Source organism: Xenophilus azovorans DSM 13620 (genome assembly GCF_000745855.1).
Classification (GTDB): Bacteria; Pseudomonadota; Gammaproteobacteria; order Burkholderiales; family Burkholderiaceae_C; genus Xenophilus; species Xenophilus azovorans.
Genome location: NZ_JQKD01000007.1, coordinates 20,303 through 46,218 on the forward strand (window position 1 = coordinate 20,303; position 25,916 = coordinate 46,218).

The 25,916-nt window shown below is 69.9% G+C and carries 31 protein-coding genes; 19 read left to right on the forward strand and 12 right to left on the reverse strand.

Annotated elements, in window-relative coordinates; all coding sequences use genetic code 11:
- The first annotated feature begins 18 nt into the window (after nt 1-18).
- Both Q392_RS05765 and Q392_RS05770 read left to right on the forward strand, forming a co-directional pair.
- Nucleotides 19-480 (forward strand): Rrf2 family transcriptional regulator, encoded by a 462-nt coding sequence (locus Q392_RS05765; RefSeq protein ID WP_038202923.1) that lies wholly within the window; start codon nt 19-21, stop codon nt 478-480.
- Complete coding sequence (locus Q392_RS05770; protein WP_038202926.1) at nt 470-1,357, forward strand: NAD(P)/FAD-dependent oxidoreductase; 888 nt, start codon at nt 470-472, stop codon at nt 1,355-1,357. Before Q392_RS05765 ends, Q392_RS05770 begins: the two co-directional genes overlap by 11 nt.
- A gap of 3 nt (nt 1,358-1,360) precedes the next feature.
- Here the strand turns inward: Q392_RS05770 and Q392_RS05775 are convergent, their stop codons facing one another.
- Nucleotides 1,361-1,672: an ArsR/SmtB family transcription factor gene (locus Q392_RS05775; RefSeq protein WP_038202938.1), complete on the reverse strand. Its 312-nt coding sequence runs from the start codon at nt 1,670-1,672 to the stop codon at nt 1,361-1,363.
- A 101-nt stretch (nt 1,673-1,773) separates the two neighbouring features.
- On the opposite strand from Q392_RS05775, the gene Q392_RS05780 reads away from it, so the two are divergent.
- From Q392_RS05780 to Q392_RS05790, 3 genes are read left to right on the forward strand one after another with little or no spacing between them, the layout of a single operon-like run.
- Entirely contained in the window at nt 1,774-2,115 is a 342-nt protein-coding gene (locus Q392_RS05780) for a carboxymuconolactone decarboxylase family protein (protein WP_038202941.1), read from the forward strand.
- Between the two features lie 10 nt (nt 2,116-2,125).
- Nucleotides 2,126-2,497, forward strand: coding sequence for a DsrE family protein (locus tag Q392_RS05785; RefSeq protein WP_038202944.1), 372 nt, complete (start codon nt 2,126-2,128; stop codon nt 2,495-2,497).
- 32 nt (nt 2,498-2,529) lie between these two features.
- Nucleotides 2,530-2,733, forward strand: coding sequence for a YgaP family membrane protein (locus tag Q392_RS05790; protein ID WP_038202947.1), 204 nt, complete (start codon nt 2,530-2,532; stop codon nt 2,731-2,733).
- Here Q392_RS05790 and Q392_RS05795 read toward each other — a convergent pair.
- Nucleotides 2,679-4,178: an MFS transporter gene (locus tag Q392_RS05795; RefSeq protein ID WP_051952957.1), complete on the reverse strand. Its 1,500-nt coding sequence runs from the start codon at nt 4,176-4,178 to the stop codon at nt 2,679-2,681. The two genes, Q392_RS05790 and Q392_RS05795, sit on opposite strands and share 55 nt — an antisense overlap.
- 157 nt (nt 4,179-4,335) lie before the next feature.
- Between Q392_RS05795 and Q392_RS05800 the strand changes: the two genes are divergently transcribed.
- The 3 genes from Q392_RS05800 (at nt 4,336) to Q392_RS05810 (ending at nt 6,828) form a co-directional block, all read left to right on the forward strand.
- Entirely contained in the window at nt 4,336-4,947 is a 612-nt protein-coding gene (locus Q392_RS05800) for a YdeI/OmpD-associated family protein (RefSeq protein WP_038202950.1), read from the forward strand.
- A gap of 428 nt (nt 4,948-5,375) precedes the next feature.
- On the forward strand, nt 5,376-6,077 hold the full coding sequence (locus tag Q392_RS05805) for a hypothetical protein (RefSeq protein ID WP_157007803.1): 702 nt from the start codon (nt 5,376-5,378) through the stop codon (nt 6,075-6,077).
- Nucleotide 6,078: 1 nt separating this feature from the next.
- On the forward strand, nt 6,079-6,828 hold the full coding sequence (locus Q392_RS05810) for a DUF4145 domain-containing protein (protein ID WP_038202956.1): 750 nt from the start codon (nt 6,079-6,081) through the stop codon (nt 6,826-6,828).
- A 376-nt stretch (nt 6,829-7,204) separates the two neighbouring features.
- Here Q392_RS05810 and Q392_RS05815 read toward each other — a convergent pair whose 3' ends face one another.
- Entirely contained in the window at nt 7,205-8,110 is a 906-nt protein-coding gene (locus Q392_RS05815) for a LysR family transcriptional regulator (protein WP_038202959.1), read from the reverse strand.
- Between the two features lie 115 nt (nt 8,111-8,225).
- On the opposite strand from Q392_RS05815, the gene Q392_RS05820 reads away from it, so the two are divergent.
- Genes Q392_RS05820 through Q392_RS05830 form a run of 3 tightly spaced genes read left to right on the forward strand, consistent with a single transcriptional unit; the run spans nt 8,226 to nt 10,146 of the window.
- Nucleotides 8,226-9,089, forward strand: a complete 864-nt coding sequence (locus Q392_RS05820) for a pirin family protein (RefSeq protein ID WP_038203479.1) — start codon at nt 8,226-8,228, stop codon at nt 9,087-9,089.
- 36 nt (nt 9,090-9,125) lie between these two features.
- Nucleotides 9,126-9,536, forward strand: coding sequence for an OsmC family protein (locus Q392_RS05825; RefSeq protein WP_038202962.1), 411 nt, complete (start codon nt 9,126-9,128; stop codon nt 9,534-9,536).
- A gap of 4 nt (nt 9,537-9,540) precedes the next feature.
- On the forward strand, nt 9,541-10,146 hold the full coding sequence (locus Q392_RS05830) for an NADPH-dependent FMN reductase (RefSeq protein ID WP_038202965.1): 606 nt from the start codon (nt 9,541-9,543) through the stop codon (nt 10,144-10,146).
- A 22-nt stretch (nt 10,147-10,168) separates the two neighbouring features.
- On the opposite strand, the gene Q392_RS05835 is transcribed toward Q392_RS05830, so the two are convergent.
- From Q392_RS05835 to Q392_RS05860, 6 genes are all read right to left on the reverse strand, one after another.
- A complete protein-coding gene (locus tag Q392_RS05835; protein WP_038202968.1) occupies nt 10,169-10,432 on the reverse strand; it encodes a hypothetical protein in 264 nt (87 codons plus the stop codon).
- Between the two features lie 139 nt (nt 10,433-10,571).
- Nucleotides 10,572-11,300, reverse strand: coding sequence for an alpha/beta fold hydrolase (locus tag Q392_RS05840; protein ID WP_038202969.1), 729 nt, complete (start codon nt 11,298-11,300; stop codon nt 10,572-10,574).
- Between the two features lie 89 nt (nt 11,301-11,389).
- Nucleotides 11,390-12,358 carry a helix-turn-helix domain-containing protein gene (locus Q392_RS05845; RefSeq protein ID WP_211260202.1) on the reverse strand — a complete coding sequence of 323 codons (969 nt, stop codon included), beginning with the start codon at nt 12,356-12,358 and terminating at the stop codon, nt 11,390-11,392.
- 129 nt (nt 12,359-12,487) lie between these two features.
- Nucleotides 12,488-12,925, reverse strand: coding sequence for a VOC family protein (locus Q392_RS05850; RefSeq protein WP_038202984.1), 438 nt, complete (start codon nt 12,923-12,925; stop codon nt 12,488-12,490).
- On the reverse strand, nt 12,922-13,899 hold the full coding sequence (locus Q392_RS05855; RefSeq protein WP_038202987.1) for an isopenicillin N synthase family dioxygenase: 978 nt from the start codon (nt 13,897-13,899) through the stop codon (nt 12,922-12,924). Before Q392_RS05855 ends, Q392_RS05850 begins: the two co-directional genes overlap by 4 nt.
- A gap of 4 nt (nt 13,900-13,903) precedes the next feature.
- Nucleotides 13,904-14,935, reverse strand: coding sequence for an ABC transporter substrate-binding protein (locus tag Q392_RS05860; protein ID WP_038202990.1), 1,032 nt, complete (start codon nt 14,933-14,935; stop codon nt 13,904-13,906).
- A 419-nt stretch (nt 14,936-15,354) separates the two neighbouring features.
- Here Q392_RS05860 and Q392_RS05865 point away from each other — a divergent pair, with 419 nt between their 5' ends.
- Entirely contained in the window at nt 15,355-16,347 is a 993-nt protein-coding gene (locus Q392_RS05865; RefSeq protein WP_038202993.1) for an isopenicillin N synthase family dioxygenase, read from the forward strand.
- Between the two features lie 129 nt (nt 16,348-16,476).
- Here the strand turns inward: Q392_RS05865 and Q392_RS05870 are convergent, their stop codons facing one another.
- On the reverse strand, nt 16,477-17,007 hold the full coding sequence (locus tag Q392_RS05870) for a C40 family peptidase (RefSeq protein ID WP_084216871.1): 531 nt from the start codon (nt 17,005-17,007) through the stop codon (nt 16,477-16,479).
- Nucleotides 17,008-17,154: 147 nt separating this feature from the next.
- Here Q392_RS05870 and Q392_RS05875 point away from each other — a divergent pair, with 147 nt between their 5' ends.
- Together Q392_RS05875 and Q392_RS05880 are read left to right on the forward strand one after the other, a co-directional pair.
- A complete protein-coding gene (locus Q392_RS05875) occupies nt 17,155-17,577 on the forward strand; it encodes a CidA/LrgA family protein (RefSeq protein ID WP_084216873.1) in 423 nt (140 codons plus the stop codon).
- A complete protein-coding gene (locus Q392_RS05880; RefSeq protein WP_038202996.1) occupies nt 17,574-18,269 on the forward strand; it encodes an LrgB family protein in 696 nt (231 codons plus the stop codon). Before Q392_RS05875 ends, Q392_RS05880 begins: the two co-directional genes overlap by 4 nt.
- A 33-nt stretch (nt 18,270-18,302) precedes the next feature.
- On the opposite strand, the gene Q392_RS05885 is transcribed toward Q392_RS05880, so the two are convergent.
- Complete coding sequence (locus Q392_RS05885; RefSeq protein ID WP_051952960.1) at nt 18,303-19,085, reverse strand: IclR family transcriptional regulator; 783 nt, start codon at nt 19,083-19,085, stop codon at nt 18,303-18,305.
- 126 nt (nt 19,086-19,211) lie between these two features.
- Here Q392_RS05885 and Q392_RS05890 point away from each other — a divergent pair, with 126 nt between their 5' ends.
- From Q392_RS05890 to Q392_RS05910, 5 genes are read left to right on the forward strand one after another with little or no spacing between them, the layout of a single operon-like run.
- On the forward strand, nt 19,212-20,180 hold the full coding sequence (locus tag Q392_RS05890) for a tripartite tricarboxylate transporter substrate-binding protein (RefSeq protein WP_038202999.1): 969 nt from the start codon (nt 19,212-19,214) through the stop codon (nt 20,178-20,180).
- Nucleotides 20,181-20,240: 60 nt separating this feature from the next.
- Entirely contained in the window at nt 20,241-21,461 is a 1,221-nt protein-coding gene (locus Q392_RS05895; protein WP_038203002.1) for an FAD-dependent monooxygenase, read from the forward strand.
- Between the two features lie 19 nt (nt 21,462-21,480).
- The gene (locus Q392_RS05900) at nt 21,481-22,293 is read left to right on the forward strand and encodes an enoyl-CoA hydratase (RefSeq protein ID WP_051952962.1); all 813 of its coding nucleotides are present in this window, start codon (nt 21,481-21,483) and stop codon (nt 22,291-22,293) included.
- Nucleotides 22,294-22,298: 5 nt separating this feature from the next.
- Nucleotides 22,299-23,213 carry an alpha/beta hydrolase gene (locus Q392_RS05905; RefSeq protein WP_038203005.1) on the forward strand — a complete coding sequence of 305 codons (915 nt, stop codon included), beginning with the start codon at nt 22,299-22,301 and terminating at the stop codon, nt 23,211-23,213.
- Nucleotides 23,210-24,433, forward strand: coding sequence for a CaiB/BaiF CoA transferase family protein (locus Q392_RS05910; protein ID WP_038203008.1), 1,224 nt, complete (start codon nt 23,210-23,212; stop codon nt 24,431-24,433). The genes Q392_RS05905 and Q392_RS05910 overlap by 4 nt, the downstream gene beginning before the upstream one ends.
- Here the strand turns inward: Q392_RS05910 and Q392_RS05915 are convergent.
- Nucleotides 24,430-25,857, reverse strand: a complete 1,428-nt coding sequence (locus Q392_RS05915) for an aminotransferase-like domain-containing protein (RefSeq protein ID WP_038203011.1) — start codon at nt 25,855-25,857, stop codon at nt 24,430-24,432. The genes Q392_RS05910 and Q392_RS05915 overlap by 4 nt on opposite strands.
- Between the last annotated feature and the right edge of the window lie 59 nt (nt 25,858-25,916).

The window sequence follows — 25,916 nt, forward strand, 5'->3', positions numbered from 1 at the left end:
AGTAACTATGATAGTTGCATGAAAAGAGACAGCCGCCTGTCGGGCGTCCTCCACTGCCTGCTGCACATGGCCGAGCTCGACCGGCCGGCCACGTCGGAATGGCTGGCGCACGCCATGCAGACGAATCCCGTCGTCGTCCGCCGCCTGATGGCGGGGCTGCGCGACGCCGGCTTCGTCGCTTCCGCCAAGGGGCACGGCGGCGGCTGGGTGCTGTGCTGCCCGCTGGAGCGCATCACGCTGCGCGACATCCACGAGGCCGTGGGCTCGCCGCAACTGCTCGCCGTGGGGCACCGCGAGGAACGCCCCGGCTGCCTGGTGGAGCAGGCCGTCAACGCCGCGCTGGAGCAGGCGTACCGGCAGGCCGAGTCGGTGCTGCTCGACCGCCTGGGCACCGTGACGCTGGCGGCGCTGTCGCGCGATTTCCATCACCGGCTGGTCGCGAGCGGCCGGTCCCTTCACGAGGTGTCCCATGAGCTTTGACGTCGCCATCGTCGGTGGCAGCTTCGCCGGCCTGTCCGCCGCCCTGCAGCTGGCACGCGCCCGCCGCCGGGTGGCGGTGTTCGACACCGGCCTGCGCCGCAACCGCTTCGCAGCCGCCTCGCACGGCTTCCTGGCGCAGGACGGGCGGCCGCCGGGCGAGATCGCGGCGCAGGCGCGCGAGCAGCTGCTGCGCTATCCGACCGTGCAGTGGATCGACGCTGCCGTGTCGGGCATCGCCGGCGAGGCGGATGCCTTCGAGGTGCAGGCGGGCGGGCGCACGTGGCTGGCGCGCCGCATCGTCCTGGCCACGGGCGTGTCGGACGGGCTGCCGGCCATCCCGGGGCTGCAGGAGCGCTGGGGCCGCCACGTCTTCCACTGCCCCTACTGCCACGGCTACGAACTCGGCCAGGGCCGCATCGGCGTGATCGCCGTCGGGCCGGTGTCGCTGCACCAGGCCCTGCTGCTGCCGGAGTGGGGCCGCGTCACCTTCCTCCTCAACGGCGCCTTCCAGCCGGGCGAGGACGACCTGCGCGAACTGTCGGCGCGCGGCGTCGCGGTCGAGGCCGCGCCGATCCTGGCGATCGAGGGCGAGGCGCGGGTGGTGCTGGAAGGCGGCCGCGTGGAGGACTTCGCCGGCCTGTTCGTCGCCAGCCGGACCGAGCCCGCATCGCCCGTGGCGCAGCAGATGGGATGCGCGCTGGACGAGAGCCCGCTGGGCCGCTGCGTCAGGACCGGCCCGATGAAGGACACCTCGGTGCCGGGCGTGTTCGCCTGCGGCGACCTGGCGCGCGCGGCGGGCAACGTGGCGCTGGCCGTGGGCGACGGCGCGATGGCGGGAGCGGCGGTGCACCGCTCCCTCATGTTCGGGCTCGGCTGAGCCTCAGGGGCAGAAGATGTCGGCCAGCGTGGCGATGAGGCGCTCGGCCTGCGCGTTGTCGATGCGGTAGTACAGCGTCTGCGCCTCGCGGCGGAAGGTGACCAGCCCTTCGTCGCGCATGCGCGCCAGGTGCTGCGACAGGGCCGACTGGCTCAGCCCCACCTGCTCCTGCAGCGCGCCCACCGACATCTCGCCGTTGCCCGACAGCAGGCACAGCACCAGCAGGCGCGACTCGTTGCCCAGCGCGCGCAGCAGCGCGGCGGCCTGGGCGGCGCTTTCCTTCAGCAGCAGAGGGTCCTTGCGGCTTCGTGCCATGGCGATCTTTATTTTAGATAAATCTAATTTAGAATGTACTAACTTAAAAGCGGTGGCCTGTGGCGGCTCCCGCGAGTGTCCCTCACCGAAGGAGATCCCTCATGACCGACTACCGACAACTGACCCAGGACATCTCGGCCCACCTGCTGCCGCTGCGCCAGAGCGTGCCCGGCGTGATGAAGGGCTTCGGCGAGATGGGCAAGGCCGCCATGGCCGACGGCGCGCTCGACGCCAAGGCCAAGGAGCTGATCGCGCTGGCGATCGGCGTGGCCTCGCACTGCGCCGGCTGCATCGGCTTCCACACCAAGGCGCTGGCGCGGCTGGGCGCGAGCGAGGCCGAGGTGCACGAGGCCCTGGGCGTGGCCGTCTACATGGGCGGCGGGCCGTCGGCGATGTACGCGGCCGACGCGGTGGAAGCCTTCCGCCAGTTCTCGGCGAAGTGAGGGGCCGGCCATGCAGTGCACCGACTTCGTCGCCACCCTGTTCCACGGCCGGGAAGACCCGGCCCGGGTCACGGTCGCCTTCACCATGGCGCTGGCTGCCCTGGGCAAGGGCCACAGCGCCACGCTGATCCTGATGGTGGACGCCGTCCACCTGGGGCGTCCCCGTGCCACCGAGGGCATGGACATCGGCCAGCCCTTCGATCCGGTGTCCGTGCAACTCGCCAAGTACCTCGAACTCGGCGGGCGCATCGCCCTGTGCGGCGCCTGCATGGTGCACAACGGCCTGACGGCCGCCGACATGGATCCGCGCTTCGAGGTCATCGCCGGGCCCGACGTGATCGACCTGCTGATGGGCGCCAGCGGCTCGCTGCAGATCAATTGAACCCGTTCCTTTCCTCGTCTTCGGAGATCGCCATGCAACCCAACGTCGGCACCCTCGACCGCGCGCTGCGCGTGCTGCTCGGCCTCGTGCTCATCGGCTTGGCCCTGGCGGGGCAGATCGGCCCCTGGGGCTGGATCGGCCTGCTGCCGCTGGCCACCGGCCTGCTGCGCCGCTGCCCGGCCTATTCGCTGTTCGGCTGGCGCACCTGCCGCTCGCCCTCCACCCGCCGCGGCTGAGCCTCGTCGGCCCACGACAGCGGCGGCGCGATGTCCTCCAGCGCGCGCCGCTCCGCGTTGACCGCGAAGCGCAGCGCCAGCAGCCCGGCGCCGATCACCAGCACCGCGCCGATGCCGTAGCCCACCGTCACCGCGCCGCGGCTGCCGGTCTCGATCAGCGCGCCGAACAGCCACGGCGCGATGAAGCCGCCGGCGCCGGTGCCCACGGCGTAGAAGAGAGCGATGGCGAGCGCGCGCATCTCCAGCGGAAACACCTCGCTGACCGTGAGGTAGGCCGAGCTGGCCGCGGCGGAAGCGAGGAAGAACACCGCCGACCAGGCCAGCGCCTGGGTGCGCGCGTCCAGCAGGCCGGCCATGAAGGCCCAGCCGGTCAGCGCCAGCCCGATGCCGGCGCCGACGTAGGTGAGGGCGATCATGCGGCGGCGCCCCACGCGGTCGAACAGCGGCCCGAGCAGCAGCGGCCCCAGCACGTTGCCCAGCGCGAAGGGGAAGATGTACAGCGCCACCCTGCCTTCCGGCACGCCGTAGTAGCGCGTGAGCACCAGCGCATAGGTGAAGAAGATGGCGTTGTAGAAGAAGGCCTGCGAGAGCATCAGCGCCAGCGCCACGCCGCTGCGCGTGCGGTAGTGCCGCAGCAGCACCCGCGCCACCTCGCGCATCGACGGGCTGGTGCGGCGCGCGACGGGCGAATGCGCCCCGGCGGGTGGCAGCGGGCCGTGTGCGGCCTGCACCTCGGCCTCGATGGCGGCGACGATGCGCTCGGCCTCCTCGCGGCGGCCGTGCGCGATCAGCCAGCGCGGGCTTTCCGGCACGTGGCGGCGCACCAGCACGATCGCCACCGCCAGCAGCGCGCCCAGCGCGAAGCCGGCGCGCCAGCCCTGCACCGGGCCGAGCACGCGCTCGTCGAGCAGCACCAGCGCCAGGCCCGCGCCCAGCGCCGCACCCAGCCAGAAGCTGCCGTTGATGGCGAGGTTGACGCGCCCGCGCACGCGCGCCGGGATCAGCTCGTCGATGGCCGAGTTGATGGCCGCGTACTCGCCGCCGATGCCCAGGCCGGTGAAGAAGCGGCACACCGCGAAGAAGGCGAAGCCCGGCGAGAAGGCGGTGGCGAAAGTGGCGGCCGCGTACACCAGCAGGGTGAGCAGGAACAGCTTCTTGCGCCCCAGCCGGTCCGTCATGCGGCCGAACACCAGCGCACCGATCACCGCGCCGGCCACGTACAGCGAGCCGGCCAGGCCGACCTGCGCGGCCGTCAGTGCCAGCGTGTCGCCGCGCTCCAGCACGCCGCCCAGCGAGCCGACCATCGTCACCTCCAGCCCGTCGAGCACCCAGGCGATGCCCAGCGCGACCACCACGCGCCAGTGCCAGCGCGACCAGGGCAGGCGGTCGAGGCGGGCGGGGATGTCGGTGGAGGGCGGGGCGGGAGGCGGCGCGGCGTGACTCACAGGAGACCGACCTTAGCGCAAGCGCGGCGCGGCCGGCGTCGGCCAGGGCTGACAAGCGCGTGCTTCGACCCGGCAGCCCGGGAGGCAGCGGCGATCAGGCGGCGATCGTCGTGGACACCGGCCACCGACGTCGCTTCCCTTCATGCACACTCCACGCATGCCCATCGACAAGTCTGCCGACAGCCCGGCCTTGTTCAAGAGCGCCAAGGCGTTTGAAACCTGGTTGAAACAGCACCATGCCACGTCCCCGGGCCTCTGGCTCAAGATCGCCAAGCGCCGTGCCGACGCAGCCAGCGTCACCTACCTCGAAGCGGTGGAGATCGCGCTCTGCTGGGGCTGGATCGACGGTCAGAAGAAGGGGCTGGACGAGCAGTATTTCCTCCAGCGATTCACGCCCAGGCGCGCCCGCAGCGTATGGTCGAGAGTCAACGTCGACAAAGTGGCGACGCTCATCGAGGCGGGCCGCATGAAGGCGCCGGGCCTTGCGCAGGTCGAGGCCGCCAAGGCCGATGGCCGATGGGCGCGGGCATACGACGGCGCGCGTACGTCCGTGGTCCCCGAAGACCTGACCGCGGCGCTCGACGCCGCCCCGATGGCGAAAGCGTTCTTCTCGACGATCAACGCCGCAAATCGCTACGCGATCCTGTGGCGCATTCAAACGGCCGTGAAAGCCGAGACGCGCGCGAGGCGGATCGCCCAACTCGTGGAGATGCTCGCGCGCGGCGAAACCATCCATATCTTCAAGCCCAAGGTCGAGGCTGGGAACTGAGCGGGCCTCGGCGACTGCTTGGCGTCAGGCGGCGTGAGTTCGCCTGCGATCGCAACTGCTGGGAGGCGGACGGCTACTTGGTCGTCGTCGGCTTGAGACTGGTGGCCGCCGCTCGCGGTAGACATGACGATCAGTAGCTTCCGACCCGTTGCAGACTTTCAATCCACCGAATTCGTGTCCTCAAAGCAGCCGTTCCGCTCCGACTCGCGCACGGTGTAGTCAACCTGCCGAAATCTTGCTGTCATGTGCACCGACAACGCGACGGCCTCAAGAGCTTGATGCCTGCGCAATAGGGAATTCAATTCCGACAAAATTGCCTCATCGCTCCAGGCTCACGCAGTAGCCCGCCGACTGAACCCCCCGCCGCGCGCGAACCGGATAGCTTTAGATCGCGCGTGGTCCATGGCCAGGCAACATGCAATTCGATCTTGCAGGCCGCGCAAGTAAAATGTGAGTTTTCGCAACCTGACGCGCATATGGCCAAGAGGAATCAGGACCCCGATCCGTCCCCTGACAAGGCGAAGGTACGCATCTTCTTCGCTGAGGTCGAGGGCAACAACGACAGCATCAAGGAGGCGTTGAAGACGATGGTGCAGGCAATGAACCGCGCTGCTCCCGTACCTGCGCGCGTCGTCATGAATGGCGCGGCGGCAAATTTGGCTGCGCCGGCCGCCGAGACCGGCGAGGAACCGGCGGAGGTTGTCAACGCGGCGGAGACTGACGTCGAAGCTGAGGCGCCCGCCCCCGCCCCCGCCCGCAAGCGCGGTACGGGGCCGAAGCGAGATCACAACGTCGGGATTGAACTCGTGCCAGACATGGACTTCCGTCCCGATGGCAAGCAGACGTTGCGCGAGTTTTTTGCGGAGAAGGCTCCGAAGGGCGACATGGATCAGACCGTGGTGGTCGTGTACTACATGCAGCATCACATGGGCATGTCCGCCATCGGCTTTGGGCACATTCGCACTGCGTTCAAGGACGTGAGCAAGCCGCTCCCAGCAGACTTACGCTCGACTGTGCGAAACATGAAAAAGCAAAAGGCTTGGCTCAACTGGAGCACGCCAGACGCGATGCAGGTGACGACCATCGGCGAGAATTACGTCGAGCACGACATGGCCGCGCGCAAGGCCTGAAGTGAACCCATCGCTTGAAGACTTCTGCGAGATCGTCGGCGGCCTCCAGAAGAAGACCAATGCGGAAAAGGCGCTCGCGCTGCTGTGGTACCACGATCAGGAGCAGCCCAACATCGCCATGACCGCCGGGCGGCTCACACGGCTGCTCAGCGACCATCACATTGGCTCGGCGAACTCTGTGGCGGTAGGCGACGGCATCCGCAAGAGCAAGCTCGCGGTAGAGAGGAGTGCCGGATTTGTGCTCAAGCCCGGCTCCCGCAAGCTAATCAGGGCATGGCTTCCCGAGCACCTGGAAGGCGTTCAGCCAACGATGGATCACGGCGCCGGTTTCTTGCCGGAACCGGTGTGGCGCAGTAATCGTGGATACATCGAGGCCGTGTGCCGAGAACTCAACGGTTGCTACCGCGCTGCGTACTACAACGCGGCTGCCGTCATGCTGCGTCGTCTGCTCGAGACGTTGATCATCGAGGCCTACGAGCACCTTGGACGAGAGGCCGAAATTCGCGACGGCGCCGGCAACTACTTCATGCTTGCCGACCTTGTCGAACGCGCTTGCGGTGAAAAAGGCCATTTGGGGATCAACCTCGGTCGGGACGCCAAGACGGCCCTCAAGGATGCCCGGCAGATAGGCAATTGGGCTGCCCATGCCCGCCGTTTCATTGCCCACGCGCCCGATCTGACCAAACTGCAGTCAGGCGCCCGTATCCTCGTTCAGGAGTTGATTCAGATCGCAAATATCGGCAGGGCCTGAATAGCTTATGCCGGCGATTTGCCGGGTGTAGGTTGGCTCGTCAATGAGGCCATGATCCAAGCATTGCACATCGCGCAGCGTACTTGGCCGCGCCGTGCGTGTATTCGCCAGCCAGAGGGCGCTTGCGCTATTTCGCCGTGTCGACCTCTCTGCGGCGTTCAGGTCTTGCGCAGGTCGAGTATTTCCTGGATTGCCGTGGCTTCGCGCAGTGGCCCAAAGCTGTCGCTCGTGACGGACCGCCGTTGGCCGACAGCGGCCGGCCATGAGGATATCGCGAACATCGGCAACCGCTGCAAAGCGGAAGTCCAGCCTGAAAGGAATGGGGCCTACAACAGGTCACGCGCAGCCAACCGCCATCGCAAGCCTCCCGCCAGCCTCATTCCTCATCCAGCGCCGCGAACCGCTCCGCCAGAAAGTCCAACAGCGCCCGCACCGCCGGCAGCAGCCCGCGGCGCGAGGGGAACACGGCATGGACGACCTCGCGCCGCGGGGCCCAGCCGGGCAGCACCCGCACCAACTCACCGCGTTCGATCGCGTCGACCACCAGCATGGACGGCAACTGCACCACGCCCACGCCGGCCAGCGCGGCGGCGCGCAGCGCGGCCATGCTGCGGGTGACCAAGCGCGGGCGGTGCGGCACGACGGCCTGCGCGCCGTCCGGGCCCAGCAGCCGCCATGCATGCTCGTTCTGCGGCAGCGCCAGCTCCAGGCTGGGCAGCCCCCCCAGGTCGGCCGGCGAGCGCAGCGCCTCGCGCCCGGCCAGCAGGCCCGGCGCGGCCACCAGGCACTGGCCGCGCTCGGCCAGCACGCGCAGGACCAGGTCGCTGTCCTCGATGGGCGGCGGGCGCACGCGGATCGCCAGGTCGATGCCTTCGCCCACCACGTCCACCCGGCGGTTGGTGTCCTCCAGGTGCACCTCCACCCGCGGATGCGCGGCCATGAAGGCGGCCAGCATGTCGGCCACGCGCAGGTCCAGCAGCGCCACCGGGCAGGTCATGCGCACGATGCCGCAGGGCTCGGCGTGGGTGAGGGCGATGGCTTCCTCCGCCGCCTCGGCCTCCACCAGCATGGCCTTGCAGTGCGCGTAGTAGGTCTGGCCGATCTCGGTGACGGCGAAGCGGCGGCTGGAGCGCTGGATCAGGCGCACGCCCAGCCGCTCCTCCAGCTGCGCGATGCGCCGCGACAGGCGCGACTTGGGCAGGCCCAGCGCCCGGCCGGCCGGGGCGAAGCCGCCGTGCTCCACCACCTGCGCGTAGAAATAGAGGTCGTTGAGGTCTCTCATCGTTCTTTCCGTGGAACGCTGATGGCCGATTCTGCTGCCTACCGCTTTGCCCGTTGCGCCCATATGCTTTCTTCATGGCCGCGCGTTGGCGGCCGCCCCTTTTCAGGAGATGAGCATGAGCAAGATCCTCGGCATCCACAGCGCGCCGCGCCCGCACTGGGTGGGCGACGGCTTTCCCGTGCGGTCGCTCTTCGGCTACGACGGGCTGGGCCGGCACCTGAGCCCCTTCCTGCTGCTCGACCACGCGCAGCCGACCGCCTTCGCGCCGGCGGCGCGGCCGCGCGGCGTGGGCCAGCACCCGCACCGCGGCTTCGAGACCGTGACCATCGTCTACCAGGGCGAGGTGGAGCACCGCGACTCGACCGGCGCCGGCGGCCTGATCGGCCCCGGCGACGTGCAGTGGATGACGGCGGCCGGCGGCATCCTGCACGAGGAGTTCCACTCGCATGCGTTCACCGAGCGCGGCGGCACCATCGAGATGGTGCAGCTGTGGGTGAACCTGCCGGCCAAGGACAAGATGGCCGCGCCCGGCTACCAGACGCTGCTGGACCGCGACATCCCCGCCGTGGATCTGCCCGGCGGCGCCGGCCGGCTGCGTGTGATCGCCGGTGCCTTCGACGGCCGCCGCGGCCCGGCGCGCACCTTCACGCCCATCGACGTATGGGATGTGCGCCTGGCCCAGGGCGCTACCGCGCGCCTGCCGGCGACGCCGGGCCACACGCTGGCGCTGGTGGTGCTGCGCGGCGCGGTGCGCATCCAGGGCCAGGTGGCGCGCGAGGGCCAGTTGGTGCACTTCGACCGCGCGGGCGGCGAGGTGGCGATCGAGGCCGAGAGCGATGCCGGCCTGCTGTGGCTGGCCGGCGAGCCGATCGAGGAGCCGGTGGTCGGCTACGGCCCCTTCGTGATGAACAGCGAGGCCGAGATCCACCAGGCCGTCGACGACTTCAACGCCGGCCGCTTCGGGCGGATGGCAGCATGACGGGCCCCGGCCCGGGTCCGCGCAGAAAGGAAAGCCATGTCCGCTGAAGTCACTGTCCATGCCGCCATCGGCGCCGCACCGTATGCGGTCGCGCTCAGCGACGACGCCGGCCACGCCTGGGGCGCCGACGAGCCTGCCGCCCTGGGCGGCGGCGACAGCGGGCCGACGCCGCATGCGCTGCTGTTGTCCAGCCTGGGTGCCTGCACCGCCATCACGCTGAAGATGTTCGCGTCCCGCAAGGCGTGGCCGCTGGACGGCGTGCAGGTGGCGCTGCGCTACGCCGCCGCGCCGCCTGGCGCGGCAGGCACCGGCATCGAGCGCAGCATCACCCTGCAGGGCGCGCTGGACGCCGCCCAGCGCGAGCGCCTGCTGCAGGTGGCCAACGCCTGCCCCATCCACAAGCTGCTGACGGGCGAGGTGCGCATCGACACCACGCTCGCGGAGTGACGCCATGACGACGACGACCCCCCTGCGACTGCTCGTGATCCCCGCCAGCGCGCGCGAAGGCTCGCTCAACCGTCGGCTGGCCGCCTGCGCCGCAGCGATGGCGCGCGCCGACGGCATCGACGTGCACGTGCTCGACCTGCGCGCGCTGGCGCTGCCCGTCTACGACGGCGACCTGGAGGCGGCCGAGGGCGTGCCGGCCGGCGCGCTGGAGCTGCAGCGCGCCGTGCTGGCGGCCGATGCGCTGCTGGTGGTCACGCCCGAGTACAACGGCTTCCCGACGCCGCTGTTCGTCAACGCCTTCGACTGGCTCTCGCGCATCCCGGCCACCGAGGCGAACCCTTCGGGCCTGGCTGCCACCGCCGAGCGGCCGGTGGCGTTGCTGTCGGCCTCGCCCGGCCCCGCGGGCGGGCTGCGCTCGATGAACTTCGTGCGGCAGTACCTGCAGATGGCCTTCGCCATGCTGGTGGCGCCGCAGCAGTTCGCGCTCGGCCGCGCGCACGAGGCCTTCGATGCGCAGGGCGGATTGAAGGAGCCTCGCGCCGCGCAGGCGGTGCAGGGCGTGGTGCAGTCGCTGGCGCGGCTGGCGCTCAGGCTGCGGGCGCCGGGCTGACGGTTGGCCGATCGGCGGCGGTTCAGTCGTCGTCCAGCGCACGTCCGCGCCGCAGCGGCGCCTCGGGCAGGCGCCTGCTGCGCAGCGCCAGTTCGCCGCGCTCGGTGATGCCGAAGACCACCGCCTCGGCCTCGGCGCCGTCGGGCGTGTTCAGCGGGCCCTGCGGCACGGACGCGGTGACGAGTTCGGCGGCCTTGAGTAGCCGTACGTTGTCGACGTCGCTCACGCGGCGCACCACGAGTGGGAAGCGGGCCTTGACGATGCTTGCAAGGTACTCCAGGGACATGGACGGGCCTCCAGTGCGTGCGACCCATTGTGCAGGCCCGTCATGACCGCGGGCTGAACGACTCGTAACACCCCTGGTTGCCGCCGGAGAACTTCGGTATGTGCGTGCGGTGCAGCATCGCCGACCCAGGGGCGACGCTTCAGTCGCGGCCGGCCCGCAGGATAGCGTCGGCCAGCGCGCGCGGCTGGCTGAACCACATCTCGTGGCTGCCGTCGCACTCGACCAGGCGGAACAGCCCCAGCCGTTCCGACAGGCGCGGATGCCACGGCAAGCCGTGCGGCATCGCGGTGTCCTGCCGGCAGTTGAGGTACGACTTGGCGACGGGCAGCTCGGCCAGCGGGCGCGGCAGGTCGACAGCGTCGGTGAAGGTGCGGTAGGGGTGCGGGTTGAGCTGCGCGTAGCTGCTGCGGGCCAGGTCGAGGTCGGCGTCGTTGATGAAGGCCTCGCGCCAGATCTCGAAGGGCAGCATCACCGCGTTGTCCTGCGCACCGGCCAGCGCGTCGAACAGCGCGACATAGTGCGGCGGCACGAGGTCGTTCAGGCACTGGCCGGGCAGCGGCACGAAGGCGTTCACGTACACCAGCCGCCGCAGGCGCGGCGCGATGCGCTCGGCCGCGCCGGAGATGACCATGCCGCCGTAGCTGTGGCCGACCAGGCGCACCTCGTGCAGGTCGTGCGCCTCGACGAACTCGACCAGCGAGGCGACGGCGTCGGCCAGGCCGGTGCGGCTGCGGTCGTCGCCGGGGCGGTTGCCGGCGAGCGTCGGGCAGTGCACGGCATGGCCGGCGGCGCGCAGGTGCTCGGCGGTGGCTTCCATCTCGGCGCCGGTGTGCCAGGCGCCGTGGACGAGGACGTAGGTGTCGGACATGGCGGTCTCCTTGTGGGTGGTTCGGAGCCCGCAAATCTAGGCAGCGCGCGGTGCGGCGGATGGCCGCTGCGCGCCGGCCGCGTGGCCGCTCAGCGCCGCTGGCGGCGAAGCTGCGCCGGCGTGGCGCCCAGGCGTGCGCGGCAGGTGCGCACGAAGTGCGACGCGTCGAGCAGCCCCACGCGCCGGCCGATCTCGGCCACGGTGAGCCGGTCGAAGCGCGCATCGGCCAGCAGGCGTGCCGCGACCTCCATGCGGCAGGCCATGAGGTGATGCGCGAAGCTCAGCTCGCCGCCGGCCAGGCTGCGGTGCAGCGTGCGCTCGGAGATGCCCAGGTCCGCGGCGATGGCGGCGGCCGTCAGGCCCGGCTCGGCATGGCGCTCGCGCACCCGGTCGAGGATGCGGCGGCGCAGCGAGGCCAGGGCCGGTTCGTCCTGCGGCGGCGTGCCGGCGGCCAGCGCGATCAGCGCGCCGAGCTGGTCGGTCAGCAGCGCGGCGGGCAGCGGCGGCGCGGCCGCCAGGGCCGGCGTGAGCTGGCAGGCGAAGGCGCTCAGCGCGCGGCCCCAGCCCTGCTGCCCGTCGATGCGCCGGCCGGCGGCGGCGCGGATGTCCGGCAGCCAGCGTTCGAGCCACTCGGGACGCAACTGCAGCGACACCGTGTCGGCGCGCTCGGGGAAGTGGAATTCGTAGCGCTCGCGCGAATCGACGAGCACCAGGTCGCCGGGCAGCAGGCGGGCGCCGCGCGATGCTTGCACGGCGCTCCAGGCGCTGTCGGTCTTGCACAGCAGGTAGCAGAAGTTCTCGCGGCTGCGGGCGATGGCGGCGCGGGTGCGGTAGACGTCCTGCGCGCTGCCGCGCACCTGGTTCACCGAGACGGGGCCCCAGTCCACCGCCTCCAGGCTGGAGTGGAAGTCGGCGCTGCGCGGGCTGGTGGCCGCCATTTCGAGGAAGCCTTCGCAGATCGCGCCGACCCAGTAGTCCAGCCGCTCGGCCGCGCCCACCGCGTCGGTGGACCAGCGGCGCACGGCGCCGGCGGGCGCTGAGGGCAGGGCGGGAGTCATGGCCGCGAGTGTGGGCCGCGCTGCCGCGGCGCCGCAAGAGGCCCGACCCGGGGGCGCGCGCTATACGGATTTGCGTTCAATCGACGAGAACCGTTCGGGCTGATTGATATCGTTGAACGCAACTGCATGTCAGGGGCGCGAGAGCGCGGGCGCCGTCACGCCATCGGGCAGGCCGGCCGAGGCGATGCGGAAGACGTTGTCCTCCGGGTCGGCCAGCACCGCCTGCCACTGGCCGTAGTAGGTGGCGAAGGGGCCCTTGAGCACGCGGCCGCCGTGCGCCTGCGCCGCCTGCACGGCCGCATCGACGGCGGCGGGCGAGCCGAGCATCAGCGTGGCGTAGGCGACGGTGGGGCGGGGCCGCGCGTCGTCGCCCGGCCGGCGTCCGTCGAGGCCGAGCAGCCCGTAGGCGGCGCGGGCATCGTTGAAGCCGAACTGGAAGTCCGCCGTCTCCACCGCGCGATAGATCGGCGAGCGCGCCGCCTCGGCCTCGGGCAGGCCGAACACGGCGCGGTAGAAGGCGAACTGCGCCTCGACGTCGCGGCACATCAGGTTGAACCAGAGCTTCATGCGGCTGCCGCCTGCTGCTTCAAGCCGTAGCTGCGGCGGTACATCTCGACCAGGTGCTCGCCGGCGGTGCAGGGCGCGAAGCGCGGCGCCTCGCCCTCGGGCACCGTGCCGGGCACGGCCTCGATGCGCGCGAAGTAGTCGGGCTCGTAGAAGAAGGGGATCGACCAGCGCGCCGCGCCGCCCGAGTGCAGGTTGCGCACGCGGTGCGGGTTGGAGTGGTACAGGCCGTTGGTCCAGCGCGGGATCATGTCGCCCAGGTTGACGACGAAGCAGCCTTCCATCGGCGTGGCCGGCACCCAGTCGCCTTCGGGCGTCTGCACTTCGAGGCCGCCGTGCGCGTCCTGCGCGAGGATGGTGACGGCGCCCCAGTCGGTGTGCGCGCCGGCGCCGAAGGTGCGCTCGTCGGCGCCCTCGGGGTGCGCGGGGTAGCGGATCATGCGCAGCGTGACCATCGGACTCTCGCTGGTCGCATCGAAGTACGTCTCGGGCAGGTGCAGCGACAGCGCGAGCAACTGCATCAGCCGGCGCGAGAGCGCGAGCATCGCCTGGATGTACGCCTCGCACGCCGCGGGCGCCTCGGGCACCTCGGCCGGCCACTGGTTGTGGCCGTAGGTCTGGTGGCCGGCGACCACGTAGGGGTGGTCGGCCGGGTAGGCCATGCCGCAGTAGAAGCTTTCCTTGAGGTCGGGCCGCGCATCGGCGTCCAGCGTTTGCGCGCCGAGGTTCTCGTAGCCGCGCATCGTCGGCGAGTGGCGCATGTCCAGCGCCTCGCGCGTGGCGGCGGGCACGTCCTCCAGCAGCCGGCGTGCCAGCGCGAACTGCCGCGCCACCTGATCGGCCGGCACGCCGTGATGCCGCACGTAGAAGAAGCCAGAGGCCATGGCCGCCGCGCGCAGCTGCGCGGCCACCTCGGCGCTGCGCGGACCGCCGGGTGCCAGCGCCCCGGAGAGGTCGATGACGGGGATCGCCGCCACGGCCTCAGGCCTTCAGCTTGCGGTCGGCCGGCGAGGGCAGGAAGCGCTCGGTCCAGATGTCGGCCACGGCCGGCGAGGACTTCAGGCCGAAGGCGTCCACCGTCTCGGCGATGGTGGCCTGGATGCGCTCCGGCGTGGCGGCGCCCCAGCCGTGGCTGCGGGTGCCGGGCGTGTCCATGCTGCCCTCGACGATGAGCTTCAGGCGCTCGTGCTCGATCTGCTCGTTGGCCAGCGGCTCGCGCGCCTTCACGGCGGCGGCGCCGGCCCGGGTGTCGGCCATCGCCTCGATCCAGCCGCGCGTGGTGGCCTTCACGAAGGCCTTCATCGCCTCGGCCTGCTCCATGCTCTTCGCGTTGGCGACCAGGCCGTTGCCGTACGACTTCATGCCGTGGTCGGAGAAGCGGAACATGCGGATCTGCTCGGGGCCCATGCCGCGCAGCTTGAGGTTGAGCAGGCCGGTGAAGTAGAAGTAGGCCGAGCCGTCGAAGTCGCCCTTGACGAAGCGCGTGTCGCCGATGTCGGGCGCCACGTTCTCCCACTTCACGCCCGAAGGGTCGAAGCCCTGCGCCTTGGCGAACACGGGGAACAGCTTGCGCGAGGCGTTGAAGGGCTGGCCCAGCAGCGTCTTGCCCGCCAGGTCGGCCGGCCGGGCGATGGGGCCGTTCCTGCGCACGAGGATGGCGTTGGGGTTCAGGTCGTACTGGATCGCCACCGCCTTCAGGCCGGCGGTGGGGTTGTTGACGTTGAACTCCACCATCGTCGCCAGGTCGGCCGAGGCGCAGTCGTAGGCGCCGCTGCCCACCAGGCTGATGGCGGCGGCCGAGCCGTTGCCGGTGTCGATGGCGACGTCCAGGCCCGCGTCCTTGTAATAGCCGCGCTGGTGCGCCAGCAGGAAGCCGGCGGCGGTGGCCTCGACCTTCCAGCCGAGGTTGAACCTGAATTTCTGCAGCGAGCCCTGGGCGCGCACGAAGGGCGCGGCGGCGAGCAGGGAGGCGGTGGCGCCGGCGGCGCGCAGGAGGGAGCGGCGGGGAAGCATGGTGGTGGAACTCCGTGAAGACACAGGTGTGCGCAGGGCGCGCCACGCGGGCCGCGCAGCGCGGGTCATCCAGAGCAATTTCCGGGCGGCTGCCGGCAGGCCGGGCCGCTGAACGCTTCTACTCGTGGCTGGAGTGCGAGCAGGTTCCGTGCCGTCCCGAGGCGGCGTCCGGCGGCCCGTGCTGCACCGTCTTGAGGCCGGCGCGCATCAAATCGGCGCGCCGCTGCCCGGCCCCCGGCGCCGCGGGCGTGCAATACGCGGGCGTGGAACTTGCAAGAAGGAGGGCGAGAGTAGAAGCGTGCACCGGCGCAGGTCGCCGGGGGTCATTGCTCTCCGGGCGCCCGGCGTCCCGGAGCGCACGCTGCCGGGCGCCGGGTGGTCCGTCCTCCACCCGAACCACACCAGACCGGTCGCTCGCCATGAACTCTTCTGCCACCCACACCCTCCACGAACTGAGCAAGGAATCGCGCATGGGCGCGATGGGCTCGGAAACCACTGCGCGCGAAGTGCGCCGCATCAGCCTGGCCGACTTCGAGCGCCGCCGCGCCGGGATCGCCGACCAGTTGTGGGACGCCGCGGTCGACGTCGGCTTCTTCCAGCTCACCGACCACGGCCTGCCGCTGGAGGCCATCCGCGGCGCCTTTCGCGAGGCCGAGCGTTTCTTCGCGCTGCCCGACAGCGTGAAGGCGCAGTACCCGCTGGCCAACAACGCCGGCTGGGAGAGCAAGGCGCAGGTGCGCCCTTCCACCGGCACCGCCGACCAGAAGGAGAGCTACCAGATCACGCTGCCGCTGATGGGCAGGCTGTTCCCGACCGAGGAAGAACTGCCCGGCTTCAAGGCGGCGATGCTCGACTTCGAGCAGAAGAGCTGGGAGGTCGGGATGAAGGTGCTGTCCTGCTTCGCGCTGAAGCTGGGCTTCGACGAGGACTTCTTCACCCGCGCGCACGACAAGGCCAGCCCCGAGTACCAGAGCACGCTGCGCCTGCTGCACTACTACGCCATCCCGCCCGAGGCGCAGGACAAGCTCGACCTGTGGCGCGCCGGCGCGCACACCGACTTCGACTGCCTGACCATCCTCTACCAGCGCCAGGGGCAGGGCGGCCTGCAGGTGTGCCCGGGGGCCGAGTTCGAGAAGCAGGAGTGGACGTCGATCCCGCCCGACGAGGACGTCATCACCTGCAACATCGGCGACATGCTCATGCGCTGGAGCGACGACCGGCTGCCCAGCAACTTCCACCGTGTGCGCAACCCGCAGCCGGGCGAATACATGGGGCCGCGCTACAGCATCGCCTTCTTCTGCCAGGCGAACCGCGACGCGCTGATCGAGTCGCCCTCGGGCAAGTACCCGCCCATCACCGCGGGCGACTACCTCAAGCAGCGCATCGCGGCGAACTTCGGCAAGAAGTATTGAGTGCCCCCAGGGCCGGGCTGCGCCCAGCCCGCCCCCCGCGGGGGGCAAGAAAACTTGGGGCGGCCCGGCGTTTTCTTGAGAGTTTCTTGCTCCCTTTCCCGAAAGGGGCGAGGAGCAAGACGGGCGCGCTCAGGGCCGCCGCACTTCCAGCGGCTGCTTCGACCAGTAGATGCCGGCCAGTGTGTCCAGCCGCACCGTGCCGCCGGTGGAGGGCGCGTGCACGAAGCGGCCCTCGCCCACGTAGATGCCCGCGTGCGTGGGCCGGCCGCGGCCGAAGAGCACCAGGTCGCCGGTGCGGATCTCGTCGGCGCGCACCGGCTCGCCGAAGCTGCCGAGCTGCGCCACGGTGCGCGGCGGCGCCCGGCCGGCGCGGCTGCTGTAGACGTAGCCGATCAGCCCGCTGCAGTCGAAGCCGCCCTCGGGCGTGTTGCCGCCGTAGCGGTAGGGCGTGCCTACCAGGCCCAGCGCGTGGATGGCGATGTCGTCGGCCTGCGCGGACGTGAGCGGCGGGTAGACGGCGGCGCGCGGCACTGTCGGCCGGCGCGGCCCCGGCGCCGTGGAACAGGCGGCCAGCAGGCAGGCGCACAGCGCGAGCAGCAGCGCGGCGGGCCACGGCGTGCGGGCCGGGGCGGCGGAAGTCAGGCGATGGAATGGGCGCATGGCTTGCGGCGGCGGGCAGCGGGGGATGCCGCCGAGTCTAAGCGGGTCCGCGCGGCCGTATCAGATCGGCCCGATCCGGCGCGCGAAGTGCGTCGCATGCGGCTGCGCCGAACTGGCAAGCTGGGCAGGCGTGCACACTCCTTCCCCATGACCGAAACCCGCTCCCGACCTTCTCCGTTGCGCTGGCTCGCCGCCGCCGCCCAGTTCTGCCTCGGCGTCGCCATCCTGCTGCTGCTGCAGAAGGCCGGCGACGCGGCCGTCGCGCGCTTCGCGCTGCCGCTGCCGGGCGCGCTGGTGGGCATGCTGCTGCTGCTGGCGGCGCTCGTCGCGATGGGCCGCGTCCCCCGGCCCATCGCCCTGGCGGCGGGCGGCCTGCTCCGGCACATCATGCTGTTCCTCATGCCGGTGGTGGCCGGCGTGCTCGACCACCTGGACATGCTGCAGGGCCACTGGCTGCCGTTCATGGTGTCGTGCCTGCTCGGCACGGCGCTGACGCTGGTGGTGACGGCGGCGCTGCTGCAGCGGCTGCTGCACGGCCGCGCGGCCGCGTCCGGGGCGTCGGCGGGATGACGCCCGGCATCGCCAAGGTGCTGGCCTGGTCGGCGGCATCCGTCCTGGTCTATGTGCTCGCCCTGAAGATCTACCGCTGGCGCAACGCGCATCCCTTCCTGATCCCCGTGGCGACGGGCGCCGCGCTGATCATGGCGCTGCTCGCGCTGCTGGACGAGCCCTATCCGGTCTATGCGCAGTCCACCGGGCTGCTGCGCTCGCTGATCGGCCCGGCGACGGTGGCGCTGGCCGTGCCCATGTTCGTGCAGTTGCAGCGGCTGCGTTCCGTCTGGCGCGAGCTGTCGGCCACGCTGCTGGTCGGCGGCGCGACGGCGATCGCCCTGGCCATGGGGCTGGCCTGGGTGCTGGGGGCGGGCGCCTCGCTGGTGGCGTCGCTGGCGCCCAAGTCCGCGACCATGCCCATCGCCATGCCGGTGGCCGAGCGCTTCGGCGGGCAGGCGTCCATCACCGCGCTGGCGGTCGCCGTCACCGGCGTGGCCGGCGCCATCTTCTCGGAGCCGCTGCTGCGCTGGATGCGCATCCGGGACGACCGCGTCCGCGGCTTCGCCGCCGGCCTGACGGCGCATGCCATCGGCCTGGCGCGCGAGATGCAGACCAGCCCCGTCGCCGGCGGCTTCGCCGCGCTGGCGATGTGCCTGAACGGCGTCGCGACGGCGGTGATGGTGCCGGTCGTCTACCGCCTCCTCGCCTGAGCGTCCGGCCGGACACCCAGTGTTCGACCAATCTCAGACGTAGGACAGGTCGGTCACCATGGCCAACAAAGCCGGTCCGACCTCCCGTTCGAGTTGGCCGGGCTTGACAGCGTACGAGGCCAGCACGCAGTTGAAGACATACAACTCGCCGCCAGTGGCTGGGCGGTATGGGACACCGACCGTGGCCACGTCAGGCCGGTATTCGCCATGCGAGTAGGCGAAGCCGTTGTCCTGGCAAAACGCCATCATCTCCTCGGCTGCCGCGCCCCACTTGAGCCAGTGGTCGGGCGTCTTCACACGAATCTCGTTGAGCAGCGTGGTGCGTTCCTCGGCCGTGCAAGCAGCCAAGTAGGCGCGGCCATTGGCAGTGGCAATGATCGGGTGGGACATGCCGATGTCCGAGTAGCGCTGTGCGCGCAGTGACCGGGATCGGCTGGTCTCGACGTACACAAGCTTCAGGCGCTCGCGCATGCATAGCGATACCGATCCGCCCAGGCGTTCGGCCAGTTCACGCATTTGGGGGCGCACCACCTGTCGCAGCGGGATGTTGGCCAGCAGCGGGTAAGAAAGGGTGAGCACGGCCGTGCCTAGCTGATACTTGCCGGAGGTGCGATCCACGCGCAGATAACCCAGCTCGGTGAGGGTATAGCTGAAGCGCGAGATCGTGGGCTTGGACAGGCCCGTGAGGTCCGCCAACTCGCGATTGCCCAGCACCGGGCGCTCGGGTGTAAAGCAGCGGAGTATCTCCAGTCCACGCGCCAGCGTGGTGGCGAACTGCCGGTCGCCGCCTCTCGATTTCACATCCATCTCACCCATCGACTTGCTCCATAGACGCACTTCGAATTCTTGTTCTGCATGTCAAAACAACATGCAGCATATCCAAACCCGAGACGTCGTTGATGCGCACCGGACCTAGCATCCGGGTCCCAAGGAGACAACGCCATGAAACGACTCATCACACGGCTGGCCGCCACAGCCCTGGTTGCGGCCACGGCTTTTTCGGCGAATGCCGATACCTATCCGAACAAGCCGATCCGGCTCATCGTGCCCTTCGGGCCAGGCGGCATCACAGACGTCATCGCTCGTCAGGCCGCCTTGGGCATGGCGGAGCGGCTGGGTCAGCAGGTCATCATCGAGAACAAGCCCAGCGCGGGCCACATCGTGGCCATGCAGACGGTAGCCCAGGCCACGCCTGACGGCTACACCATCTTGCTGGGCTCCAACACCGGATTCACGGTTGCGCCGCACCTCTACCAGAATCTGAGCTTCCAGATCGACAAACTGCAGCCGATCGCGCCGATCAACACGGCGCCCACGGTGCTACTGGCGCGGCCGGATTTCCCCGCCAACTCGATGACCGAGTTCGTGAAGTACGTCAAAGCCAACCCCGGACGGCTGAACTACGGCTCGTTCGGCATCGGCACCAGCGCGCACCTGGGCATGGAGATCTTCAAGAGCGATCTGGACCTGGACATCACGCACGTGCCCTACCGGGGCGATGCACCCGGCCTGCTGGCACTCAAGGCACGCGAAATCGAGGTGGCCTACATCACGCTGTTCTCGGCACAGTCGCGCATGCGCAGTGGCGAATTCAAGGCGCTGGGCGTACTACAGGACGCGCGGCTGGACAGTTTCCCCGACGTGCAGACCACGGTAGAGGCGGGCTCCAAGAACTCCGGCATGCCGGTGTGGATCGCCTTCTTCGCCCCGCCGGGTACACCCACGTCGGTCATGAAGAAACTGGAAGACGCTACGCGCGCGGCGACGACGGCCACAGCGTTTGTGGATTTCCTGCGCAGCCGCGGGGCTGAGCCCTGGAACGTCTCCAACGCCCAGCTCATGAGCTTCATCAAGGATCAGCTCGACAAGTCCGGGCCCATCATCCAGGCGATTGGACTGCAACCACAGTAAGCCACCGTCGCTCTCCCGGGGCGGCCCGCCGGGCGGCCTCATAACTCTCGAAGGATAGATATGCGAGTCATAGTCGCAGGATGCGGCATTGGCGGGGCGGCGCTCGCCCTGGCGCTGCAGAAGTTCAATATCGAGCACGTGGTGCTGGAACAGGCCCCCCGGCTGGAGGAAGTTGGTGCTGGCGTACAGCTCAGCCCCAACGGGGTGGCCGTGCTGCAGCACCTGGGCGTGCATGACGCGCTGCGCACAGTGGCCTTCCAGCCGCGCGATCTCGTCTATCGCGACTGGAAGACTGGCGAGGCACTGATGCGCAACCCGCTCATGCCGCAGATCGAGCGCCACTTCGGCGCACCTTACTACCATGCGCACCGCGCCGATCTGCTGGGCGTCATCACGCAGCGCCTGGAGCCTGCCAACCTCCGCCTGGGGAGTCGCATCGCCGACGTATCGCAGGACGCGCAGGGTGTGCACGCCACGTTGACCGACGGCACCGCCGTTCACGGCGACATCCTGGTGGGAGCGGACGGCATCCACTCGCTGGTGCGCACACGCTTCTTCCAGGCCGACAAGCCCCAGGCCTCTGGCTGCGTGGCCTGGCGTGGCATCGTCGACGCGGATGCCGCGCGTCACCTGGGCATCGCGCCGAGCGCCCACCTCTGGCTCGGGCCTGAGCGCAGCGCCGTCATCTACTACGTCTCGGGCGGCACCAAGCTCAACTGGATCTGCATCGGCAGCTCTCCGGGCAACCGCCGCGAATCGTGGTCGGCCACGGCCACAGTCGAGGAAGTCCTCAAGGAGTACGACGGCTGGAATTCCGAGGTGACGCAGCTAATAGCGCTCACACGCAAACCTTTCGTCACCGCTCTCTACGACCGAGAACCTCTGCCCACGTGGGTCAACGGTCGCATCGCGCTACTGGGTGACTCCGCGCATGCCATGCTGCCCTACCACGCGCAGGGCGCAGTGCAGAGCATGGAAGACGCCTGGGTTCTCGCGCGCCTGCTCGAACGCTCCGGCGGCGACCTCGGCGCGGCCCTGCAGCGCTACCAGTCGCTGCGCATGGACCGCACGGCTCGCGTTCAGGCCCAGTCGCGCGTGGCCGAGAAGCGCTTCCACATGAGCGATCCGGACGAGGTCGCGCAGCGCAACACCAAATTCCGCAAGTACGACGCCCAGTACAGCGGAACCTTTCTGCCACAGCAGGAATGGCTGTTCGGCTACGACGCCGACCGCGCCGCGCTCGGCACCGACGATCAATGGCGCGCGCTGCGTGCCTGGTAAACCTGGGAGAGGAAAACCGATGACCACACCATCCAACTACGAGCTGATCGAATACCGCACCGGCGAAGGCGTGGCCCGACTCTCGCACAACCGCCCGCAGGCGCGCAACGCCGAAAGCCAGGGACTACTGGAAGAACTGGATCACGCGCTGCAGCGCGCCGTACGCGACGATTCTGTCAAGGTGATCGTGATCGACGGCAAGGGCGATCACTTTTCGGCCGGCCACGACCTGAAGGAGGCTGCGCTCAAGCGCAGCAACTTCACCGTCGAGCAACGCTGGGCGTTCGAGGAGCGCTACTACCTCGGCTACGCGATGAACATCCACGACTGCCCCAAACCTACCATTGCGCAGGTGAGTGGCGCCTGCATCGCCGGCGGCTTCATGGTCGCCAACATGTGTGACCTGGTCGTCGCCTCCGACGACGCCTTCTTTTCTGATCCGGTGTGCCAGACGCTGGCTACCGCGGCCGTGGAAGTCATGATCCATCCGTGGGTGATGGGGGCGCGCAAAGCCAAGGAATTTCTCTACCTGGGGGGACGCATGTCGGCGCAGGAGGCTCTCGCCATCGGCATGGTCAATCGCGTCGTTCCACGCGCTGAAGTGCAAGCAGAAGTCGATCGCATGGCCGCGCGCATCGCGCAATGCGACCCGTTCGCGCTCCGGCTGGTCAAGCGCTCTATCAATCGCGGGCTGGACATGCAAGGCCTGCGCAGCGCCATCGACGCTCACTTCGACACGCACCAGCTAAGCCACCTCTCCGAAGGCTTTCAGCGGCAGCGCACCGAAGGCCTGGGCCAGGCCATTCAGGCCGCCGCGCGCTCCAGTCTATGAATTCCATGAACGCGCAGCTTCAGGAGGTGCGCGCGGCCCTGGGCCAGCTCTACGCTGGTTGGGGGGCCGATACCACCATCGAGCAGATCCGCCGCGACTGGAATGCCTTCTTCGCTGAGCCACGCCCACCGGCAACGGTCACGGCCGTTGATGCCGACGGCGTGCCGGCCTTCTGGATCGAGGCGCCTGGCGCCACGCGCGAGGCGGTCATCCTCTTTCTCCATGGCGGCGGATACCAGATCGGCTCGCACATTTCGCATCACAACCTGATGGCCCGGTTGTCGGCGCACTCAGGCTGCGCGGTGCTGGGCGTGGACTATCGCCTGGCGCCCGAGCACCGCCAGCCGGCAGCCCTGGAGGACGCCGCCACCGCCTATGCGTGGTTGTGCGCGCAGGGACTCGCGCCCGGTCGCATCGCGCTGTGCGGAGATTCCGCCGGCGGCGCGCTGGCCGTGCTGCTGATGACCCAACTGCGCAATGCCAGCCAAGCGTTGCCCCGCGCAGCCGCGCTGATGTCGCCCTGGGTCGATCTGCAGGCCGGTGGCGCCAGCTACGAGGCGAACGCGGCCACTGATCCAGTTACCCAGCGCGCCACGATCCTGCGCATGGCACGCACCTACCTCGGCCGGTCGGGACAGCCCGAAGCCCCCGAGGTTTCACCGCTGCACGCCGCGCTGGACGGGCTGCCGCCGCTGCTGATCCAGGCAGGCCGCGCCGAGGTTCCGCTGGACGACGCTCATGCCTTGGCTGAACGCGCCAACGCGGCCGGCGTGCAGACCCGCTTGAGCCTGTGGGACGACATGCCTCATGCCTTCCAACTCTTCACTGGTCGCCTGGAAGCGGCCGACGCGGCCATCGACGAAGCGGCGCGCTACCTCTCGCAAGCCCTTGGCGGCGTCCCTCATCGACACTACGAATGAAACAAGCACTTGAACACATCAAGGTTCTGGACCTCACGCGCGTGCTGGCCGGCCCCTGGGCCACGCAGATTCTGGCCGACATGGGCGCACACGTCGTCAAGGTCGAACGCCCGGGTGCCGGCGACGACCTGCGCGCCTGGGGCCCGCCCTTCCTCAAGGACGCGGAGGGCCGGGACACGCGCGACGCCGCCTACTTCCTGAGTGCCAATCGAGGCAAGAAATCGTTGACGCTGGACATCTCCACCCCGCGCGGCCAGGAGATCGTGCGCCAGTTGGCTGCCGGCTGCGATGTGCTCGTGGAGAACTACAAGGTCGGCACGCTCGCGCGCTACGGACTGGACTACGAGTCGCTGCGCCGTGACAACCCGCGTCTGGTCTACTGCTCCGTCACCGGATTCGGCCAAAGCGGCCCGTACGCGCCACTGCCCGGCTACGACTACATCTTCCAGGGCATGGGCGGGCTCATGAGCATCACCGGCATGCCCGATGGCGAACCCGGCGGAGGTCCGCTCAAGACCGGCATCCCGATCACTGACGTTGTCACCGGCATCTACGCCAGCACGGCGATCCTGGGCGCGCTCGAGCACCGCAACATCAGCGGCAAGGGCCAACACATCGACATCGCGTTGCTGGACTGCCTGGTCAACGTCACTGGTTGCGCTGTGATGAACTATTTCCTCTCGGGCCAAGTACCTCAGCGGCTGGGCAACGGCCACTCCAACATGGTTCCCTATCAGGTGTTCCGCTGCAAGCAGGGCGACGTGATCATCGCGGTCGGCAACGACACACAGTTCGCGGCATTCGCTTCGCTCATCGGCCTGCCTGAGCTGGCCACCGACAGCCGCTTCAGCATATCGGCGCAGCGCAGCCGAAACCGCGAGGTGCTTGTGCCGCTGATTGCCGAGGCCATGCTCGCCCGCACCATGCAGGAGTGGGTGCCGCTGCTGGAGGCGGCCAACGTTCCCTGCGGGCCAATCAACGACCTGGAGGCAGTCTTCGAGGACCCGCAGGTGCGGCATCGCGGCCTGAAGCTCTCGCTGCCGCACGGCGCGGGCGTGCAGGCACCGGGCGTGGCCAATCCGATCCGCTACTCGGGCACACCGATCGTCTATGGCCAGGCCGCGCCCCGCCTGGGCGAGCATACCGACGAGGTCCTGCGCGCCGAGCTGGGCCTGACGTCCGAGGCGATAGAGCGACTGCGCGATGAGGGCGTGGTCTAGAGCATCGCGCCGGCCAGCCGCCCGAGCATGCGCAGCGCCGGGTCGATGCGGGCATCGCCCGGGTGGCCGGCGTTCAGCCGCAGGTGGTGGGTGAAGCGCCGGTCGGCCGAGAACAGCACGCCGGGTGCGGTGCTGATGCCGGCCGCCATGGCCCGGTGGTGCAGTTCGAGGGCGTCGATGCCGCGCGGCAGCTCGAGCCAGAGGAAGTAGCCGCCCTCGGGCAGCGTCACGCGCGTGCCGGCCGGGAAGTAGCGCTCGACCAGGCGCCGGGTGCGCTGCTGCTCGGCGGCGAGCGCCGCGCGCAGCCGGCGCAGGTGGCGGTCGTAGCTGCCCTGGGCCAGGTACTCGGCGATGGCGAGCTGGGGCGGCAGCGAGGTGGCCAGCGAGGTCATCGTCTTCAGCCGCAGCACCTGCGGGGCATGACGCCCGGCGGCCGCCCAACCGACCCGGTAGCCGGGCGCGAGGCACTTGGAGAAGGAGCCGCAGTGCAGCACCAGGCCGGCCTGGTCGAAGGCCTTGGCCGGCGGCGGGCGGCGCACGTCCGCGTACAGCTCGCCGTACACGTCGTCCTCGATCAGCGGCACGCCGTGGCGCGCCAGCAGCTCGACCAGGGCCCGCTTGCGCGCGGCGGGCATGAGCGCGCCCAGCGGGTTCTGCAGGTTGGGCATGAACCAGCAGGCCGCCACCCTGTGCTGCACCAGCAGGCGCGCCAGATCGTCGAGCACCACGCCTTCCTGCGGGTCGGTGGCGACCTCGACGGCGCGCAGCCCCAGGCGTTCGAGCGCCTGCAGGCTGGCGTAGAAGGTGGGCGACTCCACCACCACGATGTCGCCGGGCCGCGTGACGGCCTGCAGGCACAGGTTCAGCGCCTCCATCGCGCCGTTGGTGACCACCAGCTCGTCGCCCGCCAGGGGCACGCCCTGCAGCGCGTAGCGCCGGCGCAGCGCCTGGCGCAGCCCCTCGTCGCCCACGGCCAGGGCGGTGGTGATCTGCTCGGGCCGCAGCCTGCGCATGGCCCGCGTGCCGGCGCGGGCGAGTTCGTCCAGCGGGAACAGGCCCGGTGCCGGGAAAGCGGAGCCCAGCGGCACGACCGCGGGGTCGCGCGTGGACTCCAGGATGTCGAAGACCAGTGCGCTGACGGCCACCTCGGTGGCCTCCGGCCGGGGCACCGCGGCCAGCGGCGCGGCGCGCAGCGGGCGCTTGTGCGCGCGCACGTAGTAGCCCGATCTGGGCCTGGCCTCGATGATCCCGCGCGCCTCCAGCAGCCGGTAGGCCTGGAACACGGTCGACGGGCTCACGCCCCGCCGCTGACAGGTCTGGCGCACCGACGGAAGCCGGTCGCCCGCCTTGAGCAGCCCTTCGCGGACGGCCTGGGCCATGTCGTCGGCGAGCTGCTCGTAGCGGGTGGGGGCGGTGGCACTCATCTGATGCGGTAGGCGGCCGGGAAGGCCGGATCGTACCGATCACCCCGCGCCTGCGCAGG